The following is an 18,652-nucleotide window of genomic DNA, read 5'->3' on the forward strand; positions in this document are numbered from 1 at the left end:
TGAAGGCCGGTTTGCTTTTGAGAATTGGGACACTGTTAGGTTTATCCTTTTGTGATGACGCGTTGGATTTGAGAAATGGCCGCCGGGCTGTCCCACGCGGCGGGGCCGACCTTGCGGGCGACCTCGCGGCCTTCGGGGTTGACCAGCAATGTGGTGGGCAGGCCGACGACGCCAAAGGCCATCATCCCCCGCAACTGGTCTGCCAGATAAAGGTCGAGATGCGTGATGCCGATCTCGGCATAAAAATCGCGCACAATGTCGAACCCGCCCTTGTCGATTGAGAGTGCGAGAACGTGGAACTCCGCCCCGCCCAACTGCGCTTGCAACCTGTCGAGGGTGGGCATTTCCTCCCGGCAGGGCGGGCACCATGTCGCCCAGATGTTGAGCAAAAGCGTCCGACCACGAAAGTCCGCCAAGGTCAGGCTCCGGCCAGCCCCATCCGTGATGGGCGGCGACAGCATAGGTAAAGGCTCTTGATGCTCCGCCATCAAGGTCCGCGCCGAGGCAGGCGTGGCCCCAAACGCCAGTGCGCCGCCCAGAAAACCGCGCCGCCTCACGCCCCCTGCTCCTGTTGCAGACGACGCACCACCGGAAGAATGTCGTTCTCCAAAGACTGCCGGTCAAATGGACCGACATGTTTGTAAGCGATGCGCCCTTCGGCATCGACAACAAAGGTTTCAGGCACGCCATAGACGCCCCAGTCGATCGAGGTCCGCCCAGAGCTATCGGCGCCGATCCGGTGATAGGGGTCGCCAAGCTCAGCGAGGAATCTTCGGGCGGCAGCGGGCTTGTCCTTGAGGTTGATACCGTGGATCGGCACGCTTTTCGTTTGAGCCAGCTCCACCAACAGCGGCATTTCGACCCGGCACGGCACACACCAGGAAGCCCAGACATTCACCAGTGAAACTTCGCCGCGCAGATCTGCCGCAGACAAACCGTTCTCGCGTCCGTCGATGGGTGGCAGATCAAACTCCGGGATGTCCCGGCCAATCATTGTGCTGGGAAGGCTGCCTTCATTGTTGAACAGCCCCCACAGGAAGGCCATTGCAATTGCCGCGAAGACTGTCGCAGGAAGTGCGGCGATTAGCACCGACCATCGCGGCTTGTGGAGATTTCGCTCTATGCCACTCATGATCCCTCCTCGCTTCTGGAGGTGATCTCGGCTTGATAGTCGCGTTCCCGCTCGGGCCAAGTGCTCTTGATATAGCCGAGGATCGACGTAATTTCGCCATCGCTCAAAATGCCATCAAACACCGGCATGTCGCTTTCATAACCGGGCACAACCGAGGCCAGCCCGTTCTTGGTAATGTCGAAAAGCTGCTGATCCGCGTGGTGCCATGTATGACCCGTTTCATCATGCGGCGGTGCGGGCATGCGGCCATTGTCGAGCCGCCTGCGCCAGTCCGGTTGGCCCTCGAGGTCTGTGCCGTGGCAGGAGGCGCAGTTCTCCGCATAGAGTTCAGCGCCCTGGTCTATCATCTCCGCATCCACAGGCATGCCAAGCACGGCCAGCGCCGGGGGACTTTCTTCCTTTCCCCCAGCCCAGACAGCGACTGTCGCCGCCCCTGCAATGCCGATAGCGGCGCTCATAACCATCCGGTTCATGCGGGCCGCCGCAGGTATTTGATTAAGGCCAGCACACCCAGCACCAGCACCGCCAGCACCAAGAGGAACAACAAGCCACAGCCAATCATCATTGCGACGGACATCGGCCCGTTCATCATAGTTCCGTTCATCATGCCCATCATTCTATCCTCATTCATTTGAATACACGGCCACGCCGTCCTTGCCGAAAGCATAGGTCTTGAGCGTGCCGCTCTTGCCTGCCATGCCGGGCGCGTTCTGGGGCATACCCGGCAGGGTGATGCCGGTGATCTCGGGGCGCTCGGATGTTAGACGCTGAATGATCTCAACGGGCACCAGACCGCTGACGTAGTAGCCATCGACCTCGGCAAGGTGGCACCCCAGCCCCTGTTCCGGCACGCCGACCTCGACCGAGCGTTTGTCGAAATCCCGGTCGTCGATGCGGGTCACGTGATAGCCGTTCTCTTCGGCATAGTCGGCATAGGCGTCGCAGCAGCCACAGGACGGATCGCGCCAGATGGTCATTTGGCGATCTGCCGGGACGGTGATTGCTGTGGTTTCCGCGAGAGGCGTTTTGTCGCTTTCAGCCATGCCGAAGGTGGCAAAGCCGATGATACCGGCAGCGGCTACGGCTGCGGCCGCGCCGAAGGTGTATTTCCTGTTCATGTCTGATCTCCTTGAAGGATGTTAAGAGGTTCAAAGGTCATGCCGCCATCGCGGCTGACGCAAAGAATGCTGTTGCGGACGGCAGCAAGGTGCTGAGGGTCGACAGGATCGACAGCCAGCGCGTCGATCTTTCCCGCCGCTGCGCGCGTCCAATTCACGCCAGCATCTGTCGACGTCCAAAGGCCGCTTTCCAGCCCGGCATAGAGCCGTTCAGACGCTTTGGGCGACAGCGCGAGATGGCGGACAGGCTGTCCCTCAGGCAAGGGTTTGGCAGGCGGCGGCGTTTTGCCCGCAGCCAGCGCATCCATTGCGTCGCCCGCGGTCACATCTTGCCAGCGGCAAAAGCAATCCGGCACGCGGGTCAGCCCGGCGTCGGTCCCGGCATAGAGCCAGATGCCGCCCATGCCAGTCGGATTGCCCACTGAGACGAGCGTCAACACCTCGCGTTCGGCCCCGTTAAGATAAGGCCGGTCCATGACGAATTCCCAGCTTTCGCCCGCGTCTTGGCTGCGCCATAGCCCGTCATCCGCAAGGGCGGCATAAAGCATATCTGGCTCAAGCGCGGCTTGGGTGAGCGCGGTGACGCGGGTTGCAGGCAGGCCCGCGCTGGCGTCAGCCCAAGTGCGCCCCCCGTCCCGGCTGCGTATGAGGCCCACGGGATCAACCGCCGCGAACAAAGTGCCCGGCGTCTCGGGATGGCTGGCGATTTTGGTGATTGATCGCTCCAGCGGCAAATGCTGGATGTCGTTCGAAGATGACACGCGCCACAGCGCGCCCCTCGAGGCCGCGGCAAGTGCATCGCCGTCATAACCAAGGGCGCGGATCGACGTGCCCTTGGTGATTGCAAGGGAGGGATGAGGTAGGATCAGCGTAGCAACGACTGCGGCAAGCCCGCCGGACAGCACATGCCTGCGCGACTTCTCGTGCGGAGGATGAGTAGACATAAAGGTCGTTCCCGAAAGTGACGGATAAGGTCGAGCGCGTTGCTGCGCACTGGCAGCAAGCATCGCGAGACCGGGCCGTCACCCTTCGGTGCGGCCGGTCAACTTAGGGAGGTGGTTCGCGGCGGGAAAGGGTCAGACCCGGGATCGACCCCGGTGAGGTCAAGATCGCCCGGCACAGGCAAAGAGAAGCGCTGCACGCTTTCGGGTTGGGACTGAAGCATCTGCGACATCACGAAAACGGGTGCCGTGCAATCAATGTCACACACCACCTCGCCCTGATCTTCTTGCAAACAAGCAGTGCAATCTCCGCCCTCTTCCATCGTCGCGGATGAGGTCAAACCAGACATCTGCATAGACATGTTCGCCGTCGCCAAGTCATGCGCCAAGATGCCCGTCAAAAGAGCGAGCGAGAGGCAGAATGTGGCAAGGCGAAGCAGGATGCGCATGGCAGAGATATAGGAACCCGATGCGTCGCTGTCGATCCCCCGTCAAAAAATGGGGTGAGCGAAACGTCGCACGTTCCCAGATCGGTAAGACACGCGCCCAAATGGACGTCGCGGACTGAAAATAGCGTCCGCTTTCGAGGTCGCGGGAGTTTGTCTTGCGCCCGCAGCGAATGTCGGCCTTCCGCCGATTCTGTGGAAAAACAGCGTGTTGCTTTCGCAGAAGCTGCGCTTTGAAGAGCGCGCGAGCGCCTTTCCTATCAGGCTTTGCGCGTTTGCTGCGGTGCAGGAAAAATCTTAGCCAGTTTGCGGAGGTTTTGGGCGGTGGCGGCGAGGAGGAATTCGTCATTTGCACCGCATGGGCCGCGTAATCGCAGTCGTCCCAGCCCGAGAATGCGTTTGAGGTGGGCAAAGAGCATTTCGACCTTTTTCCTGAGCTTCATCGCAATCTGATATTCTTCAGTTTTGGCCAAATCTCTGGCAACCTGACGCGCGTCTTCGTGCTCCTCGCGGGTGATCTTGCGCGCCTCAGCGTTGGGGCAGCATTTTTGCTTGGACGGGCAGACCTGGCAGACTTCTTTCAAGGCGCGATAGCGCGCGGTGCCCTTGCCCGTCGGCCCCCGGCTTGGATCACAGTAATTCCGGCGGAACTGTTTGAGCGCGTGGCCCTCGGGGCAGATGTATTGGTCGTTCTGCGCATCCCAGTCAAAATCTGTGCGTGTCCAGGTCCCATCGGGGCGTCCGGCCTTGTCGATCACAGGGATGTAAGGATCGATCTTGCGTTCCACGAGCCAGCCGAGCATGGGGCCTGAACCATAGGCTGTGTCGGCGATCATCCAGTCGGGGACCAGGCCGAACTTGGCTTTCACCCGTGTAAGCATGGTCTGGGTCGATCCAACCTCGGCTTGTCGGATCGAACGGGTGCCTTCAACGTCCAATATGACACCGTGATCCGTGTCTATCAGGTAGTTATCGGAATAGCTGAAGAATGCTGGACCCTTACGCGCCGCCGTCCATTGGCTGGCGGGATCAGAATGCGAGGTGAACTTGGGCTGCACCTCGCTGGCCGCGCCAAATGCAGCCTTATCCAGCGTGTCGAGATACTCGCGCACGGCGCGGGGCGCATCAGCCGGATCAATGTGCGTTGCGTCCCAGTCTTCCTTCGGCGTGGAGTTCTGCTTGTTCGCATCGGCTTCGATCAGGCTGGCGTCAATCGCCATTCGCTGGCCGCTGACCAGACCTTCGGCGATGCAGCGCGCGACAGTCGTCTCAAATAGGTGGCGCAGCAGTTCGCTGCCGCGAAAACGCCCATGCCGGTTCTTGGAAAACGTCGAGTGATCCGGGACCCGGTCGCTCAGATCGAGGCGGCAGAACCAGCGATACGCGAGGTTCAGATGCACCTCTTCGCAGAGCCGTCGCTCAGAGCGAATGCCGAAGCAATAGCCGACCAGCAACATCCGGATCAGCAGCTCGGGATCGACCGACGGGCGGCCGGTATGGCTGTAGAAATCCGCAAGGTGGGCGCGGATGCTGCTCAGGTCGACGAACCGATCAATGGATCGAAGCAGGTGATCTTGGGGAACATGATCCTCCAGCGAGAACTCGTAGAACAGCGCCGGTTGCGCCTCCTGTCGTGGTCCCATCATCGCCAATACTCCCCCCGAATAAAGGGATTGAATCAGCAGTTCAGGCCGCGATCAAGTAAGAGTTTTTCAACAAAATACGCCGTTGGTATCCACCAACACGAACGGGCCAGATCGGCTATTGAGCCTTTCTCGCGCTTTTGTTGGCTCTAGAAAGATGTCTGACGCTGAGGGGTATCAGAGTATCAGCCCTCGCCACGACAGCTTAGCCCAAAATTGCGCGAGCACGCAGGTCGACCAGAGAACTGGATGGCATCGCAGTTAGTAGGGCTTCGGCCTCTGGAAGGCTTAGGTAATCCTTTTTCTTACTTCGCTGCAAACGAGCTAGATCAATAATAGTCGTCTGCTTGCTGTGCGGGAGGCACAATCTGTTCGCCCGCCATCCCTCGCGAGGCTAAGGGGCTTCCAAACTAATCGAGTACATCGCTGTCCCCTTGCGCCTTGTCGCGCTTTTCCGCAAGGCTTTTTGCGGCATAATATTCCGGTGTGCCGCGGAGGAATCGGTGCTGGTAGTAGTCGATGATCATTTCATTTTCCTCTTCGGTGAAAACCAAATCGGAGCACAAGGTCTCCATGAGCTCGGCGCTGCGAGATTGGGACATTTTTGCATAGTGCTTCTCGGTGATTTGTTCATCCGAATGACCGAGATTCATAGACCAGGCTTTGCGCTGCTCATGTGAACGGCACATCTGCGCGCCCAGAGCTTTGAGAGTGTGTCGTGCCGAATGCGGCGTGTAAATTTTGCCAGACCGCCCTGACGCCTTGGCAAAGGCGTCCTGCAAGGGCTTGCTCGAAGCCAGAGGCTCAACCGGAGTAGCTCTTGGCGTCTGGGCCGCAAGCTTCTTGCCGTCTGGGAACAAGGCGTCCTGGGGCTCAAATCCAAAGTCTTGCAGCTCCTTGACCCAAGACAAGAAGACTTCCTGAAACGCCTCGGTCCGCGGGAACCACTTTGCACGATAAGTCTTGCCGTTTTTGGCCGGAACATCCCTTGCGTCCTGCACGACCGAGCAGCTGTCAAAATCAATGTGCTTAATGCGAAGCGCGGAAAGAGCAGCTGCCCTAAAGCCTGAGATAAAGGCAAGAGCAACCATCGCGCGATCACGGCGCTGGATAACACTCTTTTCCGGCATCAACTCGATCATGCGCCACGCTTCATCCAGCGTAGGGTATACCTTAAGCCGCTCCTTTGATTGCGCCGTCGAAGCGCTGCGAGGGAGGGCGAAGTAGTCCGGGATACTAGAGCTTAAGCGGCGGTAACCCTCCTGCCCGCGAAGCCATTCGAAGAATGCCTTAAGGTGGGACGCCCGATGGCGAACCGTGGAACTGCTGAGGCCGCCCTGTTCTTTTGACCGGGTCAGCAAGCAAACCAGGTAGTCACGATATTTCCCGGCGTGCTTGGGCTTGATTTTGTTGAAGTGCACACCGTTCAGAAACGTTTCGAAATCGCGGATGCTAACCAGATGCGCCTGTACCGTTTTCGGGCTGTACTTGCCCGCGAATGCTTGCCACTCGTAGACGATCCGGTCGTTGGTGGTGAACCATTCCACACCCCGAACCCCCTTATCCTTCCCAATACCAGCCGGAGGCGTCGCTTTGCCTTCGTCTATGCGCGCCAGCGGCATGTTTGTATCGAGACATTCTTGTACTTTGTCGCACTCCATCGCACCTAGTAGCTTGTGTAGAGCTGCGCCGCAGTCGCAGCACGTCGCACGAGCGAGTGTGACCTGATTATCCCGGCACTGGAGCGAGAGAGTGCCGAGTTCTGGGAAAACAGCGCTACCGCACGCGATACACTTAAACTCGCCCGGTCGCAGGTGGTGACGGGTGCGTTCCGTCCGTTCCGTATGGAAGCGCTTGAGTTCTGCACCCCGGAACAGTTGCGGCAATGCCTTATCCGAGGGCACCAAGCCTGCACCCACCCAATTCGAAACGGTATTCCGAGACACTCTGAAAAGCGTCTGCACCTCCGCGACCGAATAGACCTTCGTGTCGCTCGGCCGGATGTTGCGGTAAGATCGGCTCACGAGCTCCCCCCTGGCTTGGCGGTCTTCACGCAGCTCGGGCGAACTACCTGCCCCTTGCCTCCCTGTGGCAATGAGGCTTCGTGCACAAGCAGGTCTGAAAGACGCCAACGCGTAACTCCGACCGAGAGCTTCACCGCCTCCGGCAAAGTCCCCTGCGCCGCCCAGCGCCACACGGTCTGGCGACAAATGCCGTAACGGTGAGCCACTGCTGTGTCCGGCAAGTAACGCTCATTTGGCGCTTCCTCTACTGAAGCAGCAAAAGTGGCCTTCTTCTGCTTCATGCGATTTGGTTTGGCCACCGGAGGGGGAGACTTCAGCTTGTCGCCCCGACGAGACGTGTATTCTGATAGCCCGGCAACGGAAAAAAGGTCGAGGCCTTCGTGCGGTTCGCGTGTTTTTTTAGACATCCTTTCACCTCACGCGTTCTGAGACGGATCGACGCGGTTTGCAGCGACCCATGCGTTTAGGTCGGAACCGCGATAGATGATCTTGCGGCCCAGCCGATAGAACGCCGGGCCTTTCATCTTGTGACGCCACTGCGCAAGTTTATCACGATCGCCGATGATCTCGAGCTCGGGATCGCCAAGCAGATAGTTGCGATCGTTTTCGAAGAGATAAGTTAACATTGGATGCCTTCTGCTGCGTTGAATGTCAGCGGAAGGTGCTCAATCTCCGACGCAGAATCCGAGTCCCCGATTTCTAAATCTGGGACCCCAAATACCTGATTTGTAAGTAAAAGAAATTTGCTCCTGTCGCGGGACATACGGTTCGGAGGTACCGTTCGGACATGAACCTGAAAGTAGGCGGCGAATCTCTTCCGCGACGAAGAGCACCTCTCCAGCCGAAACTTTTCGATCTTCGCAGAAATCCATCGCCATCCCGAGATGGACTATACCGCGGTAGGTGCCCCAGCTCTTACGAACCACATCCTTGTCCTTCGCACCTCTAATCCCGTGATCCCTTCCAGCTAATGTGAGTTGGTATAGAATGCCGTCTTTCGTCTGAACGCCCTGTCGTTTGCCTTCCAGAACCGAAAGGTAGACTAATTTCCCTGCATGCTCCGCGATGTTGAGCCGGCGCTCGTTCCTATCTTCGTAGGTCCTGGAAACGCGAGAAAACTCATAAATGGCATCTTCTCGAACAGCGGCGGTTTGAGCTGTCCAAGTCACAAGCGACTTGTTGTCAGGTTCATCGGTCCAAGCGGGGCCTTCGCTTTCCGAGAGGGCTTTCAATCTATCAGCTATCACTACATGCTTAACGTAATGCAGAGCTTTAACCTTGGCTTCGTGGGTCTCGGCGCTCAACGCTATTCGGAACAACTCCAAATAGAAGCCTTCCACCTCGTTAATCGAGAATGTCAGCACTATTAAAGTTCCTTCGGTTCATCTGACGCCACATATTTGGACCAATCGCGCATAAGCGCACGGCGCTTATCAAGTAGGTCAGAGCGTGCGTAGGCTCGCTCAACATCCGACCCGACCGAGTGCGCCAAACTTTTCTCGGCAACCTCACGCGGTACATTTCCAACCTCGGACGCCCAGTCCCGGAATGTAGATCGAAAGCCGTGCACGGTGACACCCTCCACATCCATTCGCCGCAGCAGCATGAGCATCGACATATTGGACAACGGCCTATGGCGCTTTTGACCTTCAAACACAAAATCAGACTTCAGTTCTCGTAGAGGTTCGATGATCGAGAGCGCTTCATCTGTGAGCGGAACGCGGTGTGCCACGCCAGTTTTCATTCGCTCTGCAGGACATGTCCAAAGCTGCTGCTCAAAATCAAGTTCTTCCCAGCGCAGTCCCAACACTTCTCCTGTTCTTGATCCAGTCAAACAGGTAAACATCAAGGCCTTTGCCGCCATCGCATTCCGGGTTTTCAACTTGGCATAGAAACTTGGCACGTCCTTCCAACCCATCGCGTTGTGATGCTTCACTTTGGCTTTCACCTTAGGCAGTGAGCCGGCATCCTTAATCGCTGTTACGGGGTTCTCCCCTGTGCGGAAACCTTTTGAACGCGCTACGTCCAGTACTGTCTTAATCCTCTGCGCCAACCGCTTTGCAGTTTCGTGCTTCTCGGTCCAGATGGGCGCAAGGCAAATCATTACCTCAGGCTGGTCAACGCTATCGATCGGCATGCGCCCGATTTTGGGGAAGGCATAGTCGCGCAGTGTATTTATCCATTGCTGACCATGTTTGGCATTTTTCCATGTGGGCATCCTATCAATATGGACCTGCTGCGCCACCTGTTCGAACGTTGGCACCTCTTGGCGTGCATTGAAGCGCGGGTTCAGCCCCTGCTTGGCCATCCGACGATATTCTAGTGCCCGTTCGCGCGCTTGGTTCAACGTGACAATATCCGCGCCTCCAAGACCAAAATCGGTGCGCAGCGGAGCGCCCTTCTTATTCTTCTGGCCCTTCACGACCACCCGTACGATCCAGCGTCGTGCGCCCGACGGATCGACCACTAGATAAAGGCCGTTGCCATCGCCATGACGCCCTGGGCCAAGATTTTCGACCAACTTCTTTGTCAGTTTGCCAGACAGCGCCATCTCAAAAATACCACATTCTATACCACTCAAGGAACGAATATAGGCACAACCGAAAGAAACTCAAGGCAACCACAGATAACTGCTAAAGCGTTACAGGCGAAAGAAAAAATTCGCTGAAAGCAGCCCATCGAGATTAAACAAAAAGCTATTTTGGCGGAGGAGGTGGGATTCGAACCCACGGTACGCTCTCACGCACGCCGGTTTTCAAGACCGGTGCATTCGACCACTCTGCCACTCCTCCGCAGCACGCTCCTCCTAGAGCGCCCTGATCGATTCGGCAAATGCACAATTTCGCCCGTAACGCCCCCCCCAGCCTTGGGGAAATTCGCCGATCTGCCTCTCGCGGTCTTTTCACAGCCGTCTGGCCGGGCTACTGTGCGCCAAAGCCCCTTTCAGAGGGGGGTCGGGCGTGCCGATCCAACGGCGCGACATTCTCGCGGGACATGGGTCGCGGCGCGCGACGACAGCAGGCAAGGACATCAAAGGCATGAGCAGGGACAATCAACCGTTGCGCACCAAGAAACGCCGCGCAGCGGGCTTGGGTGTGAGCATTCTGGCAATCGGATTGCTGGCAGGCTGTGAGGGCGGCGATTTCAGCCTGCCCTTCGGCGCAAAGGACGGTGCCAGCGCGCCGCGCAGCACCTCGACCAAACTGGTTGAGCGCGATGTCGAAGCACCCGAAGTATTCTCGGCCACAGATGAAGGGCTCTGGGACGGTCGCCCCTCGCTTGGCGGGGTCTGGGTGGCGCATCCGGACGTGACCGAACCGGAACGCGTGATCGTGCGCAATGAAGCCAATGGCAAATTCGTGATCGGCGCGCTGTTCCGGCGCGAGCGGGAACTGCCCGGCCCGAAATTGCAGATCTCTTCAGACGCCGCCGCGGCACTTGGCATTCTGGCGGGCGCCCCGGCCCCGTTGAATGTGACCGCCCTACGCCGCGAGGAAGGCGCCGCCTCTGAGGAAAGCTTTGAGACAGAAAATACCGGCGATGCCGCAGGCACCCTTGCCGCCCCGGTGACGGCCACGGCACTGGAGCCAGCTGCAACGGCTTCGGCCAGCACCGCTGCCAGCGTCACCGCCAGTGCCACCCCGGCGGCGACACCGCCCGCCCCTGCGGCTCCGAAACCAGTGCGTCCGGCGAGCGGTGCCAAACTGTCCAAACCCTTCGTGCAACTGGGCATCTTCAGCGTTGAGGCCAATGCCACCCGCACCGCCAAGCAGATGCGCGGCGCTGGCATGGTGCCCACCGTCAAGGAAAGCGCGATCAACAACAAACCCTTCTGGCGCGTGGTGATCGGCCCCGCCACAAGCCAATCCGAACTCGACGCCCTTCTTAAGAAGGTCAAAGCTGAGGGCTTTACCGACGCCTACGCCGTGTCGAACTGACAAACCGGAGGAAATGCTTCCTATGATCCGCCTTTTTGCCGCCACCGTGGCACTGGTGCTGACGCTCCAGCCCGCCGCCGCCTTCGACACCCGCGCCACCGCCGCCTATGTGCTGGACCAGACCACCGGCACTGTGCTGCTGGCCAAGAACGCAGATGAACCGCTGCCGCCAGCCTCGATGTCCAAGCTGATGACGCTTTATATGGCGTTCGAAGCTGTGGAACGTGGCAAGCAGAACGGTGGGCTTGATCTGGTCGAGAAACTGCCCGTGTCAGAGCACGCCATGTCCTACGGCGGCTCGACCATGTTCCTCGACACCACCGACCGCGTCTCGGTCGAAGACCTGATCCGGGGCATCATCGTGCTCTCAGGCAACGACGCCTCCGCCGTGATCGCCGAGGCCCTGAGCCCCGATGGCACGGAATACGGCTTTGCCCGGTTGATGACACAGCGCGCGCAGCAGATGGGGATGACCAACTCGACCTTCGCCAATTCCAACGGCTGGCCACAGGCGGGGCATCTGATGTCGGTGCGTGACCTCGGTCTGCTGGCGAACCGGATCATCTCGGACTACCCGCAGTTCTACCCGCTCTTTGCCGAGCGCGAGTTCGCCTTTGATGGCCGCGCGCCACAGAACAAGAGCAACCGCAACCCTCTGCTGGGCCTCGGCATCGGCGCTGATGGGCTGAAGACCGGGCACACCAATGAAGCGGGCTATGGCCTTGTTGGCTCTGCCAAACAGGGGGACCGCCGGGTGATCTTTGTGCTCTCGGGCCTCGACAGCGCCGCTGCCCGCGCGCAGGAGGCTGAATCGGTGGTCAACTGGGCCTTCCGCCAGTTCACGCAGCGCGATCTGGGCGAAGCGGGCACCCGCATTGCCGATGCCCCGGTGGCCCTTGGCACGACCCAATCGGTGGGGCTTGAGCTAAAGGACAATCTGTCGATGCTGGTGCCGGTCACCGGCGGCGATGAGATCGCGGCAGAGGTGATCTATACGGGCCCTTTCCAAGCGCCAATCAGCAAGGGCGACGAATTGGGCGAACTGGTAATCGATCGGGGCGAATTGCCAGCCATGCGCGTGCCGCTGGTGGCTTCCGCCTCCATCGCGCCGGGCGGCTTCATGGTCAAGATGACCGCCGCCGCAATGCATTTAATGAACCGCCTCAACGCCGGGCCGCAGGCCGCCCCCGAAGTGGAAGCGGAAGCTTCGTGACGACTATAGAAAAGGCCCGCACGCCGGGTCTGTTTGTCACCTTTGAAGGCATCGACGGATCCGGCAAATCCACCCAAGCGCGACTTTTGGCAAACCATCTGTCCGCGCAGGGGCATGATGTGGTGCTGACCCGCGAACCGGGCGGCAGCCCGGGGGCCGAAGAAATCCGTGCGCTTGTCTTGCAGGGCGATCCCGATCGCTGGTCGGCGCAAACCGAAATTCTGCTGTTCACCGCCGCGCGGCGCGACCATCTGGAGCGGACCATTCGCCCCGCGCTGGAGGCAGGCAAGACCGTGATTTGCGACCGCTTTGCCGACAGCACAAGGATGTATCAGGGCCTCTCGCGGGGTGATTTGCGGCAGATGGTAGATGATCTGCATGCGCTGATGATCGGTGTGGAGCCTGATCTAACCATCCTGATCGACATGGACCCGGCAAACGGTCTCGAACGCGCCTTGTCGCGCCAGACAGCAGAAGAACGTTTCGAGGATTTCGGCGTCGAGCTTCAGGCGAAGATGCGGGCGGGTTTTCTCAGCCTTGCCGAGGAATTCAGCGACCGTTTCCATGTAATAGACGGTGGCCGCGATATTGACAGCGTGGCACGCGATGTGACCGCAAGAGTTACGGCGCGATTGGGCTGATCCACGCGCCCTGCCCGCTTCCCTCTGCGGCGAAACATGCTAGACCGATGCCATGACAGATGACGTCCCCCAGCCAGACCGCGTGGAAGGTGCCCGCCACCCGCGCGACACGCCGAAACTGATCGGCCAACAGGCCGCCGAGGCGGCTTTTCTAGACGCCTTCAACAGCGGTAAATTGCACCACGCGTGGATGCTGACCGGTCCGCGCGGTGTGGGCAAGGCGACGCTGGCATGGCGTATCGCACGGTTTCTTTTGGCCACGCCTGACGCGGATGGCGGGATGTTTGATCTTCCCCCAGCTGACACCCTTAATATCGACCCCGAACACCCCGTCGCGCGGCGTGTGGCTGCCGGAGCCGAAGCGGGGCTGAAGTCCGTCACCCGTACGATCAACCCCGACACCAAGCGGATGCGCAAGCAGATCGTGGTGGACGACATCCGCGCGCTAAACGGCTTCTTCCAGATGTCCGCCGCCGATGGGGGCCGCCGCGTGGTCATCATTGACGACGCGGATGAGATGAACCCCAACGCGGCCAACGCGCTTCTCAAAATGCTCGAAGAACCGCCTGAGCGGGCCATTCTGCTGCTGCTGAGCCACCAACCCTCCAGCCTCTTGCCCACCATCCGCTCACGCTGCCGGACGCTGCGGCTTGGCACGCTGGACGCGGATCAGATGGCCGAGGCGCTGGCCGGGTCCGGTGTGGAGGTCGAAGGCGATCCAGCGGCCTTGGCAGAGCTCTCCGGCGGCTCTGTCGGTGGGGCGCTGCGGCTCTCGCTGATGGGCGGCGTGAGAACTTATGCCGACCTCGTCGGACTAATCTCCTCACTCCCTCAGATGGACCGAGGCCGCGCGATCAAACTGGCTGAGGCTGCCGCGCAACGTGGAGCCGAGGCCAAACTTGACCTGCTCTTTACCCTGCTCGACCTGCTGCTGGTGCGTTTGGCCCGCACCGGGGCCACCGGCGCACCGCCCGCGCAAGCCGCCTGCCCCGATGAGATTGCCGTGCTGCAACGGCTCTCGCCCAGCCCCGCACAGGGCCGCGCTTGGGCCGATGCGGCGCAGCAGATATCTGAGCGCGCCCGCCACGGGCTGGCGGTGAACCTTGACCCTGCCGCGCTGGTCCTAGATACCCTGCGGCAAATAGGCCAGACGGCGCCACGATAGCCGAAAGGACAGCATGACCGACACGCCCCAGATCACCGACAGCCACTGCCACCTCGACTTTGAGAGCCTGCAAGAAGACCTGCCCGGCGTCATCGCCCGAGCAGGTGAAGCTGGCGTCACACGGATGGTCACCATCTGCACCCGGCTGAAGAACGAACCGAGCGTGCGGGCCATCGCCGAAGCGCATGATCCGGTTTTCTACGCCGCAGGCACCCACCCGATGTCCGCTGCCGAAGAGCCCCTGACTTCCGTCGACGAACTGCTCTCTCTTACCCAGCATCCCAAGATGGTCGGCATCGGTGAGACTGGCCTTGATTACCACTACACCGCCGAGAGTGCCGAAATGCAAAAGACCTCCCTGCGCATCCATATCGCCGCGGCACGGGAAAGCGGGCTGCCGCTCATAATTCATGCCCGCGACGCGGATGACGACATGGCCCGCATCCTGCGCGAAGAACATGCGCAGGGTGCCTACTCCTGCGTGATGCATTGCTTCTCATCCTCGGCTGACCTTGCCCGCACGGCACTGGATCTGGGGTTCTACCTCTCGATGTCTGGCATCACCGCCTTCCCCAAGTCGCAGGAGCTGCGCGATATTTTCGCCGCCGCCCCGCTCGACCGTATCTTGGTGGAAACCGACGCCCCCTATCTCGCGCCGCCCCCCCATCGCGGCAGACCGAATGAGCCCGCCTTCACCGCCCATACCGCCCGCCGCGGGGCTGAGACCTTCGGCCTCGACTACGCAGACTTCGCGGCCCGCACGCAGGCGAATTTCGAGCGGCTCTTTGCGAAAGCCGCCGCTTGGGAGCCCGCGCGCTGATGGCTGACCTGCGGGTGACCATATTGGGCTGCGGCTCTTCTGGTGGTGTGCCGCGGATCGGCGGCCATTGGGGCGCTTGCGACCCGAATGAACCCAAGAATGCCCGCCGCCGCTGTTCGATCCTTGTCGAGCGGGTGACTGAGGCAGGCACCACCACCGTGTTGATAGACACCTCCCCCGACATGCGCAGCCAGCTTCTGGACGCGGGCGTCGGGCGTCTTGATGCGGTGATCTATACCCATGCTCATGCGGACCACGTGCACGGGCTTGATGACCTGCGCATGGTGGTGATGAACATGCGCGCGCGGCTGCCGGTCTGGGCCGATGCGCCGACGCGGGACGCGCTGTTTGAACGGTTTGGCTATGCTTTCGTGCAGCCCGAATGGTCAAGCTATCCGCCGATCCTGGACATGCATGACATAACCGGCGAGGTCAGCATCGACGGACCGGGCGGCACGCTGAAATTCACACCTTTCACCGTGACCCATGGCAATATCGACGCGCTTGGCTTTCGCTTTGACGACATCGTTTACCTGCCCGATGTCTCGGCCATACCGGATGCGTGCTGGCCGATGATGGACAACCTGCGCTGCTGGATCGTCGATGCGCTGCGCCGCGACCCACATCCGACCCATAGCCATTTGGCGCAGACGTTGGAGTGGATCGCCCGCGTGGCCCCACAAACCGCCGTTCTGACCAATATGCACAATGATCTTGATTACCATACCGTCGCCGCAGAGACGCCGGATCATATTCAACCGGCCTATGACGGGCTGACCTTGCATTTCCCCCTATCCCATTCCGACTAGGCAGCGCCGGGCGCGGGCCGAGTGTCAGCGCCTTGTCGAGCCCCTCAAAGGCCATCTAAGTGCAAACTCTTATAGACGTCATCTTGCCAGTCTTTCTGGTTATTGGCTTTGGTTATGTTGCCGTTTGGCGCGGGCTGTTCCCCGTTTCTGGCATCGACGGGGTGATGAAGTTCACCCAGAACTTCGCCATCCCCTGCCTGTTGTTCCAAGCCATTGCCCGCATAGACCTGTCCAGCAGCTATGACCCGCGTCTCTTGGGCAGTTTCTACGGTGGTGCGGCGCTTTGCTTTGCGCTTGGCATCCTTGGCGCGCGGCTGCTGTTCCGCCGCGACTGGGAAGACAGCGTGGCGATCGGGTTTTGCTGTCTGTTCTCAAACTCGATTCTTTTGGGCCTGCCGATCACCGAACGGGCATACGGGCCGGAGGCACTGGCCGGGAACTATGCGATCCTGTCGTTCCACGCGCCCTTTTGCTATGGTCTGGGCATCACGGTAATGGAATTCGTGCGCAACCGAGGGCAATCGGGCCTGTCGCTTTTGCGCAATGTCAGCCGGGCGATGTTCCGCAATGCGCTGGTCATCGCGATCCTTGGGGGGTTCGCGGTCAATCTCATCGGTCTGCCAATCCCCGGCGTGGTGGATGACGCGTTGTCGCTGATCGTCCGCGCCGCCCTGCCTGCCGCGCTCTTCGCGCTTGGCGGCGTACTGCTGCAATACAAGCCCGAAGGCGATATGAAGGCGATCCTCATGGTCTGCGCCATTGCCCTGCTGGTGCACCCTGCCTTGGTTTGGAGCTTTGGCAGCGCCTTTAATCTGCCGCAGGCGGGATTTCGGTCAGGCGTGCTGACGGCGGCCATGGCACCGGGGTTCAACGCCTATATCTTCGCCAACATGTACGGACGCGCGCGCCGGGTGGCGGCAAGCTCGGTCCTAATTGCCACGGGCAGCTCGATCTTGACGGTATGGCTCTGGCTAACGGTCCTAGGCTAAGCGCAAGCGCCTATGAAAACACCTCAAAGCCAGTCAATTAAGAGGGGAAGTGGTGCGGGTGAAGGGACTCGAACCCCCACGCCATAGGCGCCAGAACCTAAATCTGGTGCGTCTACCAATTCCGCCACACCCGCACTGCACCAACCGGTGCCCGCGCTGATTAGCAAACCCGCGCGGCAGATGCGAGAGCAAAAAACACAAGACATTAACCAGATGTTTGCATATGGTTGATCATACCTGAGGCAGGTACACAGGTACAACAGAAAGAGACGCCCATGAAACCGAATACGGTCGGGTGCGTAGGCGGCAAAGATCGCCATGCGGGCCAGTTTTCCCCCTATGCTGCGCTGGACACAGGTCTTGTGCAGGGCGCCCTTATCCTGACACTGGACGGAGAGATCCCGGTTGAGTTCCTCTCGGTCGGGGATCGGGTCATCACACGCGACAGTGGCTTTGCTAAAATAATGCATATTCAACGTTCCACCCGCAAAGTGCGGCGCATTGCGCTGGCGGCCGGGTCGTTGGGCCATACGCGGCCCGAACGTGACGCGCAGCTTGCCGGAGATCAGATGGTGCTGATCCGCGATTGGCGCGCCCGCGCATTGTTCAATTCTGAGCGCGCCTTGGTCGCCGCGCGGGCGCTGGTGGACGATGAATTCATCACCGATCTTGGCGAAGAAGAGACGACGCTAATCCAGATTTTCTGTAACGGGCCGCATATCATCTACGCCGATGGGTTAGAGCTTGGCACCGCGGACGCCGCCCGTGCCCGCGGGGCGGTGCTTCACGCGGCTTAAACCCCTAATTCGCGCAGGACCTGCGGCAGCAGGTCCGGCAAATCTTCGGCGATCAGACCGGGACCATGGCTCAGCGCCGCTTCTGCATGGAGCCATGTGGCCGTTGATGTGGCCTCAAGCGGTGCAAACCCCCGTGCAAGCAGCCCCGTGATGATGCCCGCCAGCACATCGCCAGCCCCCGCAGTGGCCAGCCATGGGGTCGCGCGGTCCTTGGTGGCGCGGTGCCGTAGCAGGTCACCCTCTGGCGTGGCGATGTTCGTCTCCGGCCCCTTCAGCAAAACGACACAGCCGAAACGCGCCGCCGCCTCTTGTGTGGCCTGCGCTTTCGCGCCCTGCCCGTCGGCCTTGGCGGCTCCGGCCAGATCGGGCGCCAGCCGCGCGAATTCCCCCATATGGGGTGTCAGGATGCATCCGGCATGAAGGCATGCGCGCAGATCGGCGTCTTGCCCCAGCAAGGTCAGCGCATCGGCGTCCAGAACCACGTTTGGCGCGGCAAGGGCGGCCTTGACCAAGTCAGCAGTGCGCGCGTCCACTCCCAATGCAGGGCCGAGGCAGAGCGCATTGATCCGGCTGTCGCTCAGTGCTTCCGACAGCGCCGCGGCATCGGGCAGCCGTTGCAGCATGATCGCCGTAACCTGCATCGCCACTTCCAGCTGCGCCGCGGGCGGCACGCCCAAGGTCACCGCCCCCGCGCCGACCCGCAGCGCGCCCCGTGCCGCCATACGCGCGGCCCCGGTTTGGCCCGGGCCGCCGGAGAGAACGAGCGCATGGCCGTGGTCGTACTTATGCCCCGGCTTTTTGCGCAGCGATGCGACGTTGATGGTCGCGCGGGTAATCTCTGAAATCTTCATGAGGCAGGATCTAGCAACTCCCTTGTAAAGGTACAGCTCATGACAGATTCACTAACGCCTGTTTTTTAGGCAGGCTGCGCAAATTCTCAGCGCCCCTTGGCAAATGCAAACGCTGCGCCATGTTA

22 protein-coding genes and 2 tRNA genes are annotated in these 18,652 nt (G+C 60.3%); 8 read left to right on the plus strand and 16 right to left on the minus strand.

The annotated features are described in order from the left end of the window. Window positions 1-41: 41 nt before the first annotated feature. The 14 genes from K3759_RS10095 to K3759_RS10160 all read right to left on the minus strand — a co-directional run bounded on the left by K3759_RS10095 (window position 42) and on the right by K3759_RS10160 (window position 10,096). Window positions 42-557 (minus strand): TlpA disulfide reductase family protein, encoded by a 516-nt coding sequence (locus tag K3759_RS10095; RefSeq protein ID WP_259981548.1) that lies wholly within the window; start codon window positions 555-557, stop codon window positions 42-44. After that, the gene (locus K3759_RS10100) at window positions 554-1,132 is read right to left on the minus strand and encodes a DsbE family thiol:disulfide interchange protein (RefSeq protein ID WP_259981549.1); all 579 of its coding nucleotides are present in this window, start codon (window positions 1,130-1,132) and stop codon (window positions 554-556) included. Before K3759_RS10100 ends, K3759_RS10095 begins: the two co-directional genes overlap by 4 nt. Next, the gene (locus tag K3759_RS10105; RefSeq protein ID WP_259981551.1) at window positions 1,129-1,605 is read right to left on the minus strand and encodes a cytochrome c; all 477 of its coding nucleotides are present in this window, start codon (window positions 1,603-1,605) and stop codon (window positions 1,129-1,131) included. Before K3759_RS10105 ends, K3759_RS10100 begins: the two co-directional genes overlap by 4 nt. Continuing rightward, the gene (locus K3759_RS10110) at window positions 1,602-1,748 is read right to left on the minus strand and encodes a hypothetical protein (protein ID WP_259981553.1); all 147 of its coding nucleotides are present in this window, start codon (window positions 1,746-1,748) and stop codon (window positions 1,602-1,604) included. Before K3759_RS10110 ends, K3759_RS10105 begins: the two co-directional genes overlap by 4 nt. Before the next feature lie 7 nt (window positions 1,749-1,755). Further along, window positions 1,756-2,250, minus strand: coding sequence for a DUF411 domain-containing protein (locus tag K3759_RS10115; protein WP_259981554.1), 495 nt, complete (start codon window positions 2,248-2,250; stop codon window positions 1,756-1,758). Beyond that, window positions 2,247-3,194, minus strand: coding sequence for an exo-alpha-sialidase (locus K3759_RS10120; RefSeq protein WP_259981557.1), 948 nt, complete (start codon window positions 3,192-3,194; stop codon window positions 2,247-2,249). The genes K3759_RS10115 and K3759_RS10120 overlap by 4 nt, the downstream gene beginning before the upstream one ends. 98 nt (window positions 3,195-3,292) lie before the next feature. Next, window positions 3,293-3,640, minus strand: coding sequence for a hypothetical protein (locus K3759_RS10125; protein ID WP_259981559.1), 348 nt, complete (start codon window positions 3,638-3,640; stop codon window positions 3,293-3,295). Window positions 3,641-3,897: 257 nt separating this feature from the next. Then, window positions 3,898-5,283 carry an IS1182 family transposase gene (locus K3759_RS10130; protein WP_259981560.1) on the minus strand — a complete coding sequence of 462 codons (1,386 nt, stop codon included), beginning with the start codon at window positions 5,281-5,283 and terminating at the stop codon, window positions 3,898-3,900. Between the two features lie 407 nt (window positions 5,284-5,690). Further along, window positions 5,691-7,304: a tyrosine-type recombinase/integrase gene (locus K3759_RS10135; protein ID WP_259981562.1), complete on the minus strand. Its 1,614-nt coding sequence runs from the start codon at window positions 7,302-7,304 to the stop codon at window positions 5,691-5,693. Continuing rightward, window positions 7,301-7,711, minus strand: a complete 411-nt coding sequence (locus K3759_RS10140) for an AlpA family transcriptional regulator (protein WP_259981563.1) — start codon at window positions 7,709-7,711, stop codon at window positions 7,301-7,303. Before K3759_RS10140 ends, K3759_RS10135 begins: the two co-directional genes overlap by 4 nt. A gap of 9 nt (window positions 7,712-7,720) precedes the next feature. Continuing rightward, entirely contained in the window at window positions 7,721-7,930 is a 210-nt protein-coding gene (locus tag K3759_RS10145) for a helix-turn-helix domain-containing protein (RefSeq protein WP_259981564.1), read from the minus strand. 39 nt (window positions 7,931-7,969) lie between these two features. Further along, on the minus strand, window positions 7,970-8,668 hold the full coding sequence (locus K3759_RS10150; RefSeq protein WP_259981565.1) for a hypothetical protein: 699 nt from the start codon (window positions 8,666-8,668) through the stop codon (window positions 7,970-7,972). A gap of 2 nt (window positions 8,669-8,670) precedes the next feature. After that, on the minus strand, window positions 8,671-9,855 hold the full coding sequence (locus K3759_RS10155; protein WP_259981567.1) for a site-specific integrase: 1,185 nt from the start codon (window positions 9,853-9,855) through the stop codon (window positions 8,671-8,673). Window positions 9,856-10,006: 151 nt separating this feature from the next. Then, window positions 10,007-10,096, minus strand: a tRNA-Ser gene (locus K3759_RS10160). A gap of 168 nt (window positions 10,097-10,264) precedes the next feature. On the opposite strand from K3759_RS10160, the gene K3759_RS10165 reads away from it, so the two are divergent. From K3759_RS10165 to K3759_RS10195, 7 genes are read left to right on the plus strand one after another with little or no spacing between them, the layout of a single operon-like run. Beyond that, window positions 10,265-11,242 (plus strand): SPOR domain-containing protein, encoded by a 978-nt coding sequence (locus K3759_RS10165; protein WP_259981569.1) that lies wholly within the window; start codon window positions 10,265-10,267, stop codon window positions 11,240-11,242. Window positions 11,243-11,264: 22 nt separating this feature from the next. Next, the gene (locus K3759_RS10170; RefSeq protein ID WP_259981571.1) at window positions 11,265-12,455 is read left to right on the plus strand and encodes a D-alanyl-D-alanine carboxypeptidase family protein; all 1,191 of its coding nucleotides are present in this window, start codon (window positions 11,265-11,267) and stop codon (window positions 12,453-12,455) included. After that, window positions 12,452-13,096: a dTMP kinase gene (tmk, locus tag K3759_RS10175; RefSeq protein WP_259981572.1), complete on the plus strand. Its 645-nt coding sequence runs from the start codon at window positions 12,452-12,454 to the stop codon at window positions 13,094-13,096. The genes K3759_RS10170 and tmk overlap by 4 nt, the downstream gene beginning before the upstream one ends. A 52-nt stretch (window positions 13,097-13,148) precedes the next feature. Beyond that, the gene (locus tag K3759_RS10180) at window positions 13,149-14,261 is read left to right on the plus strand and encodes a DNA polymerase III subunit delta' (RefSeq protein ID WP_259981574.1); all 1,113 of its coding nucleotides are present in this window, start codon (window positions 13,149-13,151) and stop codon (window positions 14,259-14,261) included. A gap of 13 nt (window positions 14,262-14,274) precedes the next feature. Continuing rightward, the gene (locus tag K3759_RS10185) at window positions 14,275-15,081 is read left to right on the plus strand and encodes a TatD family hydrolase (RefSeq protein WP_259981576.1); all 807 of its coding nucleotides are present in this window, start codon (window positions 14,275-14,277) and stop codon (window positions 15,079-15,081) included. Beyond that, window positions 15,081-15,890 (plus strand): MBL fold metallo-hydrolase, encoded by an 810-nt coding sequence (locus K3759_RS10190; RefSeq protein WP_259981578.1) that lies wholly within the window; start codon window positions 15,081-15,083, stop codon window positions 15,888-15,890. The genes K3759_RS10185 and K3759_RS10190 overlap by 1 nt, the downstream gene beginning before the upstream one ends. A 59-nt stretch (window positions 15,891-15,949) precedes the next feature. Further along, the gene (locus K3759_RS10195) at window positions 15,950-16,879 is read left to right on the plus strand and encodes an AEC family transporter (protein WP_259981579.1); all 930 of its coding nucleotides are present in this window, start codon (window positions 15,950-15,952) and stop codon (window positions 16,877-16,879) included. A gap of 50 nt (window positions 16,880-16,929) precedes the next feature. Here the strand turns inward: K3759_RS10195 and K3759_RS10200 are convergent. Then, window positions 16,930-17,013, minus strand: a tRNA-Leu gene (locus K3759_RS10200). 141 nt (window positions 17,014-17,154) lie between these two features. Between K3759_RS10200 and K3759_RS10205 the strand changes: the two genes are divergently transcribed. Continuing rightward, window positions 17,155-17,676 carry a Hint domain-containing protein gene (locus K3759_RS10205; RefSeq protein ID WP_259981580.1) on the plus strand — a complete coding sequence of 174 codons (522 nt, stop codon included), beginning with the start codon at window positions 17,155-17,157 and terminating at the stop codon, window positions 17,674-17,676. Here the strand turns inward: K3759_RS10205 and K3759_RS10210 are convergent. Beyond that, entirely contained in the window at window positions 17,673-18,527 is an 855-nt protein-coding gene (locus tag K3759_RS10210; protein ID WP_259981581.1) for an NAD(P)H-hydrate dehydratase, read from the minus strand. The two genes, K3759_RS10205 and K3759_RS10210, sit on opposite strands and share 4 nt — an antisense overlap. Between the last annotated feature and the right edge of the window lie 125 nt (window positions 18,528-18,652).

This window comes from Sulfitobacter sp. W027 (assembly GCF_025143985.1).
Taxonomy (GTDB): domain Bacteria; phylum Pseudomonadota; class Alphaproteobacteria; order Rhodobacterales; family Rhodobacteraceae; genus Sulfitobacter.

Excerpts from the sequence above, each read along its gene's own strand:
- K3759_RS10130 (WP_259981560.1), bottom strand. The coding sequence starts at position 5,283 with ATGATGGGACCACGACAGGAGGCGCAACCGGCGCTGTTCTACGAGTTC.
- K3759_RS10190 (WP_259981578.1), top strand. The coding sequence starts at position 15,081 with ATGGCTGACCTGCGGGTGACCATATTGGGCTGCGGCTCTTCTGGTGGT.
- K3759_RS10140 (WP_259981563.1), bottom strand. The coding sequence starts at position 7,711 with ATGTCTAAAAAAACACGCGAACCGCACGAAGGCCTCGACCTTTTTTCC.
- K3759_RS10205 (WP_259981580.1), top strand. The coding sequence starts at position 17,155 with ATGAAACCGAATACGGTCGGGTGCGTAGGCGGCAAAGATCGCCATGCG.
- K3759_RS10170 (WP_259981571.1), top strand. The coding sequence starts at position 11,265 with ATGATCCGCCTTTTTGCCGCCACCGTGGCACTGGTGCTGACGCTCCAG.
- K3759_RS10125 (WP_259981559.1), bottom strand. The coding sequence starts at position 3,640 with ATGCGCATCCTGCTTCGCCTTGCCACATTCTGCCTCTCGCTCGCTCTT.
- K3759_RS10185 (WP_259981576.1), top strand. The coding sequence starts at position 14,275 with ATGACCGACACGCCCCAGATCACCGACAGCCACTGCCACCTCGACTTT.
- K3759_RS10105 (WP_259981551.1), bottom strand. The coding sequence starts at position 1,605 with ATGAACCGGATGGTTATGAGCGCCGCTATCGGCATTGCAGGGGCGGCG.
- K3759_RS10145 (WP_259981564.1), bottom strand. The coding sequence starts at position 7,930 with ATGTTAACTTATCTCTTCGAAAACGATCGCAACTATCTGCTTGGCGAT.
- K3759_RS10110 (WP_259981553.1), bottom strand. The coding sequence starts at position 1,748 with ATGATGGGCATGATGAACGGAACTATGATGAACGGGCCGATGTCCGTC.
- K3759_RS10120 (WP_259981557.1), bottom strand. The coding sequence starts at position 3,194 with ATGTCTACTCATCCTCCGCACGAGAAGTCGCGCAGGCATGTGCTGTCC.
- K3759_RS10210 (WP_259981581.1), bottom strand. The coding sequence starts at position 18,527 with ATGAAGATTTCAGAGATTACCCGCGCGACCATCAACGTCGCATCGCTG.
- K3759_RS10155 (WP_259981567.1), bottom strand. The coding sequence starts at position 9,855 with ATGGCGCTGTCTGGCAAACTGACAAAGAAGTTGGTCGAAAATCTTGGC.
- K3759_RS10180 (WP_259981574.1), top strand. The coding sequence starts at position 13,149 with ATGACAGATGACGTCCCCCAGCCAGACCGCGTGGAAGGTGCCCGCCAC.
- K3759_RS10100 (WP_259981549.1), bottom strand. The coding sequence starts at position 1,132 with ATGAGTGGCATAGAGCGAAATCTCCACAAGCCGCGATGGTCGGTGCTA.
- K3759_RS10115 (WP_259981554.1), bottom strand. The coding sequence starts at position 2,250 with ATGAACAGGAAATACACCTTCGGCGCGGCCGCAGCCGTAGCCGCTGCC.